At 36.0% G+C, this 12,887-nt stretch carries 8 protein-coding genes and 1 pseudogene; 5 read left to right on the top strand and 4 right to left on the bottom strand.

Features of this window, described 5'->3' with window-relative positions:
- Positions 1–50 precede the first annotated feature (50 nt).
- The 5 genes from KQI94_RS01240 (at position 51) to KQI94_RS01220 (ending at position 6,973) form a co-directional block, all read left to right on the top strand.
- Entirely contained in the window at positions 51–1,799 is a 1,749-nt protein-coding gene (locus KQI94_RS01240; protein ID WP_002369380.1) for an ABC transporter ATP-binding protein, read from the top strand.
- Complete coding sequence (locus KQI94_RS01235) at positions 1,792–3,570, top strand: ABC transporter ATP-binding protein (protein ID WP_002369378.1); 1,779 nt, start codon at positions 1,792–1,794, stop codon at positions 3,568–3,570. The genes KQI94_RS01240 and KQI94_RS01235 overlap by 8 nt, the downstream gene beginning before the upstream one ends.
- A gap of 88 nt (positions 3,571–3,658) precedes the next feature.
- A complete protein-coding gene (locus KQI94_RS01230) occupies positions 3,659–4,084 on the top strand; it encodes an NUDIX domain-containing protein (RefSeq protein ID WP_002385906.1) in 426 nt (141 codons plus the stop codon).
- Positions 4,085–4,223: 139 nt separating this feature from the next.
- Entirely contained in the window at positions 4,224–5,234 is a 1,011-nt protein-coding gene (locus tag KQI94_RS01225; protein ID WP_002369377.1) for a hypothetical protein, read from the top strand.
- A 302-nt stretch (positions 5,235–5,536) separates the two neighbouring features.
- Positions 5,537–6,973 carry a catalase gene (locus tag KQI94_RS01220; RefSeq protein ID WP_002357549.1) on the top strand — a complete coding sequence of 479 codons (1,437 nt, stop codon included), beginning with the start codon at positions 5,537–5,539 and terminating at the stop codon, positions 6,971–6,973.
- Between the two features lie 211 nt (positions 6,974–7,184).
- Here the strand turns inward: KQI94_RS01220 and KQI94_RS01215 are convergent, their stop codons facing one another.
- The 4 genes and pseudogenes from KQI94_RS01215 to KQI94_RS01200 all read right to left on the bottom strand — a co-directional run.
- Positions 7,185–8,618 carry a deoxyribodipyrimidine photo-lyase gene (locus KQI94_RS01215; protein WP_002369376.1) on the bottom strand — a complete coding sequence of 478 codons (1,434 nt, stop codon included), beginning with the start codon at positions 8,616–8,618 and terminating at the stop codon, positions 7,185–7,187.
- Positions 8,619–8,750: 132 nt separating this feature from the next.
- Positions 8,751–9,632 (bottom strand): helix-turn-helix domain-containing protein, encoded by an 882-nt coding sequence (locus tag KQI94_RS01210; RefSeq protein WP_002363971.1) that lies wholly within the window; start codon positions 9,630–9,632, stop codon positions 8,751–8,753.
- A gap of 272 nt (positions 9,633–9,904) precedes the next feature.
- A complete protein-coding gene (locus tag KQI94_RS01205; RefSeq protein WP_002360285.1) occupies positions 9,905–11,833 on the bottom strand; it encodes a sucrose-specific PTS transporter subunit IIBC in 1,929 nt (642 codons plus the stop codon).
- Between the two features lie 16 nt (positions 11,834–11,849).
- Positions 11,850–12,809 (bottom strand): annotated as a pseudogene (locus KQI94_RS01200) (alpha-amylase family glycosyl hydrolase); the annotation flags it as partial.
- Between the last annotated feature and the right edge of the window lie 78 nt (positions 12,810–12,887).

The following is a 12,887-nucleotide window of genomic DNA, read 5'->3' as shown; positions in this document are numbered from 1 at the left end:
AACAGTAATCTTATACACGTCCATAAAAACAAGAGAGAGTAGGGGAGAAAATGAATAGTTTTGAATGGATTTGGCAATATGCTAAAAAAAATAAGAATAAGTTACTGCTAGCTGTTATTTTTGTCGTTATTAACGCTATTTTAATTGTTATTATTCCATTGTTATCTGGCAGAATTGTAGACCAAGTAATCAATCAGGGGAAAACTGAAGAGCTTGTCCCAATTCTTGGGATTATGATTGGGGTGACCGTTATTCGGACAGTTGTTCGTTATAGTTATCAAGTCTTGTTTGAATCGGTCGGACAATCTGCGTTATTTGACTTAAGAAAAGATATGTATATCAAACTTCAAGAATTAGATTTTGATTTCTTTAATCATACACGTGTTGGCGACATTATGGCGCGAATGACAGGGGATACAGACGCTATCCGCCATTTCGTTTCTTGGGTCACTTATAACCTCTTAGAATGTATTTTATGGTTCATCGCAGCCGTGATTGTGATGGGGACGATCAATTGGCAATTGATGCTGGCATTAATTTTAATTACGCCTTTGATTTTTCTGTTAACACAAAAAATGTCGAAGGAATCGCATCCGGTTTTTTTTGAGATTCGGGAAAGTTTTTCTCGGCTAAATTCGATGGTCGAAGAAAATATTGGTGGAAATCGGGTGGTTAAAGCTTTTTCTCAAGAACCTTATGAAATTGAAAAGTTTAACAAGCACAATGAAGACTATAAAAAATGGAATATGGCTTCTGCAGATGTCTCAAAAAAATATTTACCGTGGTTAGACGGTTTTGCAGGTAGTTTAAATGTTATTGCCTTAGTTCTTGGTGGCCTCTTTGTGATTCAAGGTCGAATGACAATTGGTGATTTAGTGGCCTTTAACGGCTTTCTCTGGATGTTGAACATGCCGATGCGAATGAGTGGCTGGTTGATCAATGATGTGCAACGCTTTACGGCATCGTCCATTAAAATTCGTCAGTTATTAGCAACGAAACCGAAGATTCCCATTGCTCGGGAAAAAGAAGCAGAACCAATCCAAGGCTATGTGACGTTTGATCACGTGTCCTTTCATTTTTCAGATGATCCTGAAACCCCCATTTTATCGGATGTTTCATTTTCAGCAAAACCTGGTGAAACAATTGGTATTTTAGGGGAAACTGGTTCAGGCAAAACCACTTTAGTTAACTTAATCGCTCGGTTCTACGATCCAACAAAAGGCACTGTTTATATTGATGGAAAAGATGCTAAAAGCTATTCTGTTCGTAAATTGCGAGAAAATATCTCCATGGTTATGCAAGATGTCTTTCTTTTTTCCAATACAATAGAAGATAACATTGCTTTTGGTAACACATTGGCTAACTTGGAACAAGTGCAAATGATGGCTGAAATTGCTGATGCCCATAGCTTTATTTCCAGAATGCCCGAAGGTTATGCAACAATTGTTGGTGAACGCGGCGTTGGCCTATCTGGTGGCCAAAAACAGCGGATTTCACTGGCCCGTGCTTTAACCAAAGATCCAGCTATTTTAATTTTAGATGACACAACTTCCGCTGTTGATATGGAAACAGAATCAAAAATTCAAAAAGAACTAGGCCGTTTGACGGAAAAGAAAACGACATTTATTATTGCCCACCGAATTTCTTCTGTGAGAGAGGCCAATTTAATTTTGATGATGGAAAAAGGCCGCGTGGTGGAAAGCGGTACGCATAGCGAATTAGTCGAACAAAAAGGCAAATATTTTGACGTATATCAAAAACAATTAGGTCTGACAAAGGAAGGTGAGTCGCGTGGCTAGAAATACGTTTGATGTGGATGAGGCTTTAGAAAAAGAATTTAATTGGTCTCACTATAAACGATTAGGCGTCTATATTAAACCTTACAAAAAAGCTGTTTTTAAAACATTATTTGTCATCATATTAGCTAATCTGGCAAGTATGTTAGGCCCTTACTTTACTAAAATTGCGATTGACCAAGTAATTCCACAAAAGAATCTCTCGTTACTCTTGATACTAGGGGCTATTTTCCTATTTTCCTTGGTGATTATTGGTTGGTGTATGCGTTATCGAATATATGCCATCACAGAAATTGGACAAGATATTTTAAAAGATATGCGTTTTTCAATTTTTGAGCATCTACAAAAATTACCATTTTCTTATTTTGACAGTCGGCCGCATGGAAAAATCTTAATTCGGGTAGTCAATTACATCAATACGTTAAGTGATTTATTAAGTAACGGATTGATCAATTTAATTTCTGATTTATTTAATGTGATTATTACCTTAATTTTTATGTTATTTATTGATGTGAAATTAACCTTATACAGTTTACTGCTATTGCCTGTGTTATTCGTGATGGTTCTGTTTATCCAAGGGAAACAACGGAAAGCTTACCAAGAGCTTAGCAATAAACAATCAAACTTAAATGCCTATATTCATGAAAGTATTTCAGGAATTAAAATTACGCAATCTTTTGCACGAGAAGATAAAAATTTCCAGATTTTTAACGAAGTAAGCGAAGAATATCGTCAATCCTTTATGAAAGCTGTGCGTGTCCAGTATTTATTATGGCCAGCAGTGCAAAATATATCCGTCATTACGACTTGTTTTATCTATTTCGTAGGAATCCGTCAATTAGGTGTGTCCGTTACCACTGGGACGCTAATTGCTTTTATCGGTTATATCAATAACTTTTGGAATCCGGTCATCAATATTGGTAACTTCTACAATTCTCTGATTACTGCAACAGCCTATTTGGAAAGGATTTTTGAAACGATGGATGTTGTTCCAGAAATTCAAGATGCGCCGCACGCTATTGCGTTGCCGCCAATTAAAGGAACCGTTGACTTTCAGCATGTTTATTTCCGTTATGAAGAAGGAAAAAATATTTTGACCGATGTTAGTTTTCATATTGAGCCAGGACAAACAATCGCCTTGGTTGGGCCAACAGGTGCGGGTAAAACAACAATCATCAATTTATTAAGTCGTTTTTATGATGTGAATGAAGGGGCCGTTAAAATTGATGGTTATGATGTTCGCGATGTGACACTCCGTTCGTTAAGAAAACAAATGGGGGTAATGCTTCAAGATACGTTTATTTTTTCAGGAACGATTATTGAAAACATTCGGTACGGAAATTTAGCAGCCACAGAGGAAGAAGTCATCCAAGCCGCAAAAATTGTTCGTGCGCACGACTTTATCAAGGATTTAAAAGATGGCTATGAAACAGTTGTGGAAGAGCGGGGGAGTACTCTCTCGGCAGGACAACGCCAATTAATTTCATTTGCTCGTGCTTTACTGGCAGATCCCAAAATTTTAATTTTAGACGAAGCTACCTCCAGTATTGATACAAAAACAGAAGAATTGTTACAAGAAGGACTACAACAACTTCTAAAAGGACGGACATCGTTTATTATTGCTCATCGACTTTCTACCATCAAAAATAGCGATAAAATTTTCTATATTGATGGTGGTCGTATTGTGGAAGAAGGATCTCATGATCAACTAATGGCAAAACATGCGTTATATCATCATTTATATCAATCGCAATACGACTTATTAAAGAGTTAGATGATAAAACAGAGAAAATTCTTAGTTGAATCTTTCTCTGTTTTTCTGTATCGTAACCTTAACAAAGGAAAAAATGATGAGGTGCCAAATGAATCGGAATTTTGAAGTAGAATTAACAACATTATGTATGATTAGAAATCAGAAAAATGAAATCCTTGTGCAAGAACGACAAAAAAAGGATTGGCCTGGTTGGACGTTCCCTGGCGGGCATGTTGAAAAAAACGAGGGTATGGAAACAGCCATGGTTCGCGAACTCCTTGAAGAAACAGGCTTAGTGCTGAAACCACAATTAGTAGGTGTTGCAGAATGGCTGAATGATTGTTCGGGTGCGCGGGAATTAGCCACATTATTCATTGCAGAAACAGCGGATGAACTACCAGAAGAAACGGAACAACCCTTGTTTTGGGTCACTGAAAAAGAATTGCGAGAAGGTCCTTTAGCTGGCAGTTTAGCAGAACTTTTCCCAGTATTTTTTGGCGAAAAGCAATTTTATTTTAAAAATAATACAGCTTAATGATTCAAACCTAAAAGATTAAATCAATCCCATTTATTAAAAGAGAGGAAATCTAAAATTAAACATTGCTATTTATAAGCAATGTTTGCTATTCTTAATAAAAGGGAATTAATTTTTTATATAATGAGGGGGAAAAAGTGTGTTAAAAAGAAAAGTGGGGATTGTCGCAGGCGTTTTCTGTTCAGCTTTGTTACTGACAGGTTGTGGCAAAAGTGCGAAAGATGAGTTCATTCAAGGAATCGGCAATCAAAACGCACAAGAATCTGGGGTTTGGGATTTCTCTATGTCAATTAGTGACATGAAATTTTCACAAGAAGATGGTGCACAAACGAATCCTATGATTGGGATGCTCATCACGCAAATCAAAGACGCATCGCTTTTTGGGAAGATTCAAGTAGATGCCAAAAAAGAAAAAGCATTCAACTTAGAGATGAAATTAAAAGCGATGGGAATGGATGTACCGATTTCATTGGTTGGATCGTTAGATAACGAGGGCAAAGAGCCAAAACTCTATTTAGCAACAGATATGATGGAATATATTGTCGCTGTCGCAGACTCAATGACTGACGGTGCTATCGATAGTTCTCAGTTAGATACAGAAAAACTAAAAGGAAAATACATTGATCTTTTAGCCATGAACGAGGAAAGTACGAAAGAATGGCAAGATACAATCAAAGAGTATCAAGAATCGGAAAAAGAACGAAAACAGTCTGCTAAGGAATACAAAGAGTTTTTAGAAGGATTAGACAAGGATACGTTCGAGAAAAAAGGGGACACCATTACCCATACGTTTACAAAAAAAGAATTACAAAAGTTAATCAAAATTACGACAGAAACATCTGAAAAAGGTAAAGAACAAGATCCTTTCGAAAAAGTCAAAGATGTTTCTGCTAAAGTTTCTGTTAATACAAAAGAAAATAAAACAAATATGTTGATTAATGTGAAACCGCAACAAGACAAGAACGTTGACATGGGACTTGAATCATTATCTAGTAAAATTAGCATTACACAAAAAGCCAAAAAAGCGTCGATTTCAATGCCTAAGAAAGAAAATATTTTATCAGAACAAGAAGTTGAAAAAATATTTTCCGATAGTACCTCTATGACAGGTCTATCGACTGAAGATACGACTGTTGCGATCAATCAATAACGCTGAATGACCAATAAAAACGGTCCCTCAAAAAAAGTAACGAAAGACCTAGCATGATTGGGATGCTAGGTCTTTTTTGAATAAAAAAACAGCATTTTAGTTTTCTTTGAATTATTGGTTGTTATTTTAGATGGTGTAAACAGTTTAAAATTAATACATTTGTTTTTGATTTAAATTCTACTGCTATTTTTAATCATTCTATTAAATAACAAATGTTTTCGAGTGTTTTTAAGCATTATTTTTGTTATGCAGAGTGGTTTTTTTATACAATGAGTATAATTTTAGATGAAGGAGTGTTTTAGGTGAAAAATCAACATTTAACTACGTCACAAGGAAGTCCAGTTGGCGATAATCAAAATTCGCTAACTGCAGGAGAATTTGGTCCTGTCCTAATCCAAGACGTTCATTTATTAGAAAAATTAGCTCATTTTAATCGTGAGCGCGTGCCAGAACGGGTTGTTCATGCCAAAGGTGCTGGTGCTCATGGGATTTTCAAGGTGAGCCAATCAATGGCACAATATACTAAAGCCGATTTTTTATCTGAAGTTGGCAAAGAAACACCTTTATTCGCTCGTTTTTCAACTGTAGCTGGAGAATTAGGTTCATCAGATACATTGCGTGATCCTCGCGGTTTTGCGCTTAAATTCTATACAGACGAAGGAAATTACGACTTAGTTGGCAATAATACGCCCATTTTTTTCATTCGTGATGCAATTAAGTTTCCAGATTTTATTCATAGCCAAAAAAGAAATCCGCGGACGCATTTGAAAAGTCCAGAAGCAGTTTGGGATTTTTGGTCTCATTCACCGGAAAGCCTTCATCAAGTAACAATTTTAATGAGTGATCGTGGCATTCCGTTGTCGTTCCGTCACATGCATGGTTTTGGTAGCCATACATTCAAATGGGTCAATGCTGCTGGAGAAGTATTTTTTGTTAAATATCACTTCAAGACGAATCAAGGAATCAAAAATCTAGAGAGTCAATTAGCAGAAGAAATTGCTGGGAAAAATCCCGATTTCCATATTGAAGATTTGCATAATGCAATTGAAAATCAAGAATTTCCTTCTTGGACATTATCTGTGCAAATTATCCCGTATGCAGATGCGTTAACAATGAAAGAAACTCTTTTTGATGTAACAAAAACGGTTTCTCAAAAAGAGTATCCGCTGATTGAAGTTGGCACGATGACTTTAAATAGAAATCCAGAGAATTATTTTGCAGAGGTTGAACAAGTAACCTTTTCACCAGGGAATTTCGTTCCTGGTATTGAAGCTTCTCCAGATAAATTATTGCAAGGACGTTTGTTCGCTTATGGGGATGCACATCGTCATCGTGTGGGCGCTAATAGTCACCAATTGCCGATCAACCAAGCAAAAGCGCCTGTAAATAACTACCAAAAAGACGGCAATATGCGTTTTAACAATGGCAATAGCGAAATTAATTACGAACCAAATAGTTATACTGAAACACCAAAAGAAGATCCTAAGGCGAAAATTAGTTCCTTTGAAGTTGAAGGAAATGTTGGTAATTATAGCTATAATCAAGATCACTTTACACAAGCAAACGCTTTGTATAATTTGCTGCCAAGCGAAGAAAAAGAAAACTTAATTAACAATATAGCGGCATCTTTAGGTCAAGTGAAAAATCAAGAAATCATCGCGCGTCAAATTGATTTGTTCACTAGAGTAAATCCAGAATATGGAGCACGTGTCGCACAAGCAATTAATCAACAAGCATAATTTATATAACGTACGTGACAAAACCAGTCTAGATAAATTAAAGACTGGTTTTGTTTGCTTTTCAATGCCTTTTACTCTACTTTGTATAATGTATATTATGTTAACTAGAATAGAATAAAAAACTTTAGCTGATAAATTGCACCTCTCTTTCGACTAATTAATTACCCAACTAACCTTACAAGTTATTTGCTAAGCTAGTTGGGTTTACTGTTTATTTAAACCTTGGATTGTTCATTTCTTGATGAATTTCTTTGCTCGCTTCATATAGAAACAATGTTTGTTTTTTACTTGATGCATAATCGACAATGGGTTTTGGATAATTTTCTCCTAAATGTACATGATATTGCGTTTGTAAAGCTTCGTTCATTATATTTGGTTGATGAATATACTTTTGTGGCACTTGCTTAAGTTCTGGAACATATTTTTTGATGAACTGGCCGTCATTATCAAATTTTTTTGACTGGATAATTGGATTAAAAATCCGAAAATACGGGACAGCGTCCGTTCCCGTTGAAGCAGCCCATTGCCAGCCACCGATATTATTGGCGGCATCATAATCAATCAACATTTTTTGAAAGTATTTTTCACCCCAACGCCAATCGATGTGTAAATTTTTAACTAAAAAAGAGGCAGTAATCATTCTTAAGCGATTGTGCATCCAACCAGTTTGATTCAGTTGTCGCATTGCGGCATCAATTATAGGGTACCCCGTCTCCCCTTTTTGCCACTTGACAAACATTTCTGGGTCATTTGTCCATTGAATATAACGAAATTTTTCTTGAATAGCTTCCTCTTTTTGTTGTGGAAACGCACTATAGATCATATTGTAAAAGTCGCGCCAAGCTAATTCTTTTTTGAAGGTTTCTTTACTTAAGCTAGAAGGCACAGATGCAAGCTCTTGCCAAATGGTGCGAATCGAAAGTTCTCCCGTTCTTAAAAAAGTAGACAGATGACTCGTTTGATCCTGATAAGGAAAATCACGCTTATTTTCATAGGATTGAAGTTTTTGATCAATAAAAGTATTTAAGCGCCTTCTGGCTGTTTCTTCGCCGACACTATAGTGTGTTAAAGGAATCCTCGCAATCTGTTCACGATAAGCTGCTTCCTCTTCTGGAAAAAGACACGCACTAAAAATTTTTTCAGCTGTATAGGAAACAGGAATCGGTGTTTCTTTAGGCGCCTCTTTCCATTTATTGTAATAGGGCGTAAACACTTGGTACTTGCTGCCATCGTTCTTCTTAATTTCTTCAGAGCCATGCAAATAGGCATCTTGAAAAGAGAAAGACTGAATATTATTTTCTTCAAAAAAGCGCATAGCTTGCTGGTCCCGCTTTGCCCCAAAGCCACAAGTATCTTCATTAAAATAAATGGCCTGCCAATCGGGTAATTTGCGTTTCAAACGTGAAAATAAATCTAATGGTTCGCCGACCATGATTTGTAAATGTGCCTCTTGATCGATTCGTTCTTTAAGCGAGGCTAAACTTGCAAAAAAAGCGTTATGATTAGCACTTTCTTGAATAAATTGTTGAGGATTCATTTGGAATAATAAAATCAATTCATCAGCTGCAGAATTTTGTAACGCGTGTGCTAATGCTTTATTATCCTGTAATCGTAAATCACGTCTAAACCACATTACTCTTTTCATTTTTAAATCCTCCTAAATACTTCGTCTTGCTTATCGTAACCGTGACTGCTGATTTTTAAAAGCAACTTGCCTAGACTTTTCAAAAAGCCGATAAAAACTGGGTTTTCAGCTTTTATCGGCTTTTTGATTAAATTAATAGGAAATATTAAAAGCTTTCATATCTTTCTCAATATATTGTAGGACTTCTGTATTGCCAAAAAATTGTGTAAAATAATAGGCTTGACGATAGTCATCGGCTGTGTCTTCCCCGAGCATTTGTTTATTAAAGGCTTTTTCATATAAAAGATAATCTAGCAAATAAATGGAGTGTTTGTCACGACAAATCTGAATCCCTTTTTCGCTTAAAATGACACTTTTTTGGTAGTCTTTCATTTCCGAGTAGAATTTAGCAGAATTATAATAAATTCTACAACGCTCCAAGGAACATTCTAATTTAAATTGTTCCAATTCTTGTAATGATTTTTCGTAATACACTTGCGCTTTTCTCATATCTTTTTCCAGTTCATATAGCGTACCTAGCGCATTCAGGCTTAAAATGTTGTAAATATTGACTTTACGGTCAATTTCCGCGCCCCGGTATAGGTAAAACAAGGCCTCTGCTTTATCTTTTTTTCCTAATAAACAAGTAATTCCCTTATAATATAACAATTTAGTCGTTAGTTCATTATTAGATAAGATAAGACCTTCAGGCACTTCTTGTAATAAATTGTAGGCCTCTAAGTGAAATAACCGTAAAGATAAATCCTCGACTTTGTTTAGTAGATTTTCAATTTTCTTTTCTTCAGAAATCATCATGCATTCTTCTACTTCTAAATCTAATCGGAGGCAAATAGATGAGAAAATATCTAAACTGTCACATAGATTACGGTTTTCAATATTACTAATTGTTGCTTGCGTACAGATGCCGTTAGCCAGCTCTGATTGTGTGATTTTTTTAAGTTTTCTCGCTTGTTTTATTTTGTCTCCTGCTACCTTCACGAACAGACCTCCACTTGTATTATTATGTAAATTCATTAAAAAATGTTATACTTTGATTATCAATTAAAGGAGGTACATGCTATGTTTGATTTACTTGCATTATTGACTGGAACATCAACTTATGGCAACGTTCCCCATGTTTAATTAGTCAATGCGTGTCAAGTATGGTCTTCCATACTTGGCATGTTTCCTTTAAAACTGACTCAATCATACTACAAACGGATAGACAAATACAACCGAAAATCATTGGTTTTTTATTAAGAAAAAGAACAGCAAGAAGTGATAACTACTTCTTGCTGTTCTTTTGTTTAGTTAGGTGTATTTAGATTTAAAATGATTTGTTCCGGCGTAATTTCATTATGATCTGACATCATTGGCTCTACGCTTAAATAACTTGAAGTATTTGTAATGATAACCATGACAGTTGAGTCAAGCCCAGCTTCTTTAATGGCTTTTCGATCGAACGTTCCTAAAAGATCTCCTTTTTTAACACGGTGACCTTGGGTTACTTGTGTCTGAAAGACCTCCTGCCCCAATGTGACAGTATCAATTCCTATATGAATTAATACTTCAGCTCCTGCGTCCGTTTGGATACCATAAGCGTGCCCAGTTTCTGCAACCAAGTTTAATAAACCATCTGCAGGCGCGTAAACCTTGTTCGCTGTTGGCATGATTGCTAAACCTTTGCCCATCATCTCGCTTGAAAATACTGGGTCATTAACAGCAGTAAGATTCATGGCGTAACCAGTTACCGGAGAAAAAAGTTGTTCATCTAAGGTATTGTGTTGCATTTCAAAGACTTCGCGTTCTTCCTCTTCGATTACTTTATCTGAAATCAAAACTTCTTGCGGAATTGCAAATAGACTGGTTAATGCATAACATACACCGACAGATAAAAGTGCGACTAATAAATAGATCACTAATTGATGTGCACTATAGATATACATTAAGAAAGAAGGAATAACGGCTAAGCCATAAGAATTTGATTGAATATGAAAAATAGCTAAAATTGCTCCGCCTAAACCTGATGTAAACAAGACACATAGCAGCGGTTTTAAGTTCCAACGAATAAGTAATCCAAATAACACAGGCTCACTAACTCCAAATAATTGAGACAACATAGAACCAATGGCTGTCGACTTCACTTTGCTATCTTGCGCTTTTTTCGCAAAAGCTAAACAACTGCCAACGTTGGCAAACCCATACATGGCACATATTGTAATCAATGCATTAAATCCTGTATTTGCTAATAATGATGTTTCTACCATAGTTAGTGTATGATGAATACCAATCAAAACCATTAAAGGATATGAGGCACCAATCACGAAACCACCTAATCCTAAGGGTAACCCAATCAACCATTGGACAACATCTACCATGCCTAACTCAACGGTATGCAAAATTGGGCCAATTCCGAGAATCATGATTAAAAAAGTAATTAACATAGTCATAAAGGGTGTAAAAATTTGATCAAGAATATTCGGCATCTTTTTTCGGAAAAAAAGTTCAATCTTTGCGCCAATTATACCAGCAGCAATTGCACTTAAAACGGACCCTTGTGCACCGACAACTGGGATAAAACCAAAAGCCATAATAGCTTTCACGCCAGAATCTGGTGTTGCAACTGCATAAGCGTTTGGTAAAATGGGTGATACCATCATTAAGCCAATAACAATCCCGATTACAGGTGTCGCATTAAATGCTTTAAAGGTAGACCAAACAATCAAAGCTGGCAAAAAGGCAAAGACGGTATCTGTAATGACAGAGACAATTTGTTGAAAGCTTTCAGGAATATTGGCTACACTTGCTCCGAATAATTGTAAAAAAGTATCGTTAAAAATAACACCTTTTAACCCTAGGAACAATCCTGTTGCTGCAATTACTGGAACAATTGGAATGAATATTTCACTTAAAATGCGCATTGTTTTGCGCATGCCTGTTTCATTATTTTTTAAAATTGCTGTTTGCTCTGCTTTTGACACAACATTGATTCCAAGTTTTTCTATTTCATCATACACTTTAGTCACAATACCAGTTCCTAAAATCACTTGGTATTGACCACCATTATAAAAAACACCCTTGACTAAATCGATTTTTTCTAGTTGTTTACCATCTACTTGTTCGTGGTCCTTCAAAATAAAACGTAACCGCGTTTGACAATGGGTGACCGATATAATGTTATCCATACCGATTAATTGAATAATGTCTTTGGCTGCCTGCTGATAATTTTCTGCCATGTTATACTCCTCCTAGCTACTCATTTATAGTAATCAATAGTCCTTGATAGCTTTTTAATAATGTTCCCTGCTGAACTAACTGCTCTCGTTCTTCAGACTGTGTATCAAAAATAACTGTGCCATTAACTAAATAATGAGGGATTGGAACCGCCTCACCAAAATTAAAAAAGGCGTAAATCGTTTTTTCATTTAATTTGCGTTTATAAGCAATAACATTATCTGGAAGATTTGATAGACCCTCAAATGTTCCATAAAGTAAGATGTCTGTATAGGGACTCTTTTGACGAAATGCAATCATCCGCTTATAGAAATGAAAAATACTTTGACTATTTTTTATTTCTGCTTCGGCATTGATTTCTTTATAATTATCCGCCATTCCTAACCAAGGTTTGACGCTTGAAAAACCGCCATACATAGAATCATTCCATGGAAAAGGCGTGCGGGCATTGTCTCGACTACGCAAATTGACAAGTGACAAGGCTTCTTTGGGCGTAAATCCTTCTTTTATTGCTCGATAGTATTGATCAATGCTAGAAATATCATCGAATTCATCAATCGAACCCCTTTCAAAATTGGTCATTCCTAATTCTTGTCCTTGGTAAATAAAAGGCGTGCCCCTTAAAAAGAAATACATGGCGCCGAATGTTTTAACCGCATTTGGCTGTTGAGCCTGTTCTTTTAAATATTTCGTTGTCGCTCGAGGTTGATCATGATTTTCAATAAAATTTGCACTCCAACCAGCCTCTTGCATGGCTTCTTGCTGTTTGAAAATTAATGTGCGTAAATCATTCCAAGACCAATTGATTCTATAAAACCATTCGCTTCCTGATTTCACATCCAAATCAGCCCATTTGAAGTCAAAAATCATGTCGAAATACCCTGTTTCTCCAATAAATTCTGATAAATTTGGATAATTGACGCCGGCCGCTTCGGCAACTGTGACAATATCAAAGCCAGCAAAAGCTTTTTCTTTTAATGGCTCTTTGTCAAATGATGTTGGTAAAGAGAAATCTTAGAATAATTGGAGATCAAGTGGATCAGTTCCTCTTGATCT

This window comes from Enterococcus sp. S183_ASV_20, from assembly GCF_018919685.1.
GTDB classification, from domain to species: Bacteria; Bacillota; Bacilli; order Lactobacillales; family Enterococcaceae; genus Enterococcus; species Enterococcus faecalis.
This window is presented reverse-complemented; position numbering and strand designations above follow the sequence as displayed.

What these genes read in the sequence shown, in the direction of transcription:
- KQI94_RS01240 (WP_002369380.1), top strand. Translation starts at nt 51, where the DNA reads ATGAATAGTTTTGAATGGATTTGGCAATATGCTAAAAAAAATAAGAAT.
- KQI94_RS01230 (WP_002385906.1), top strand. Translation starts at nt 3,659, where the DNA reads ATGAATCGGAATTTTGAAGTAGAATTAACAACATTATGTATGATTAGA.
- KQI94_RS01215 (WP_002369376.1), bottom strand. Translation starts at nt 8,618, where the DNA reads ATGAAAAGAGTAATGTGGTTTAGACGTGATTTACGATTACAGGATAAT.
- KQI94_RS01210 (WP_002363971.1), bottom strand. Translation starts at nt 9,632, where the DNA reads ATGAATTTACATAATAATACAAGTGGAGGTCTGTTCGTGAAGGTAGCA.
- KQI94_RS01205 (WP_002360285.1), bottom strand. Translation starts at nt 11,833, where the DNA reads ATGGCAGAAAATTATCAGCAGGCAGCCAAAGACATTATTCAATTAATC.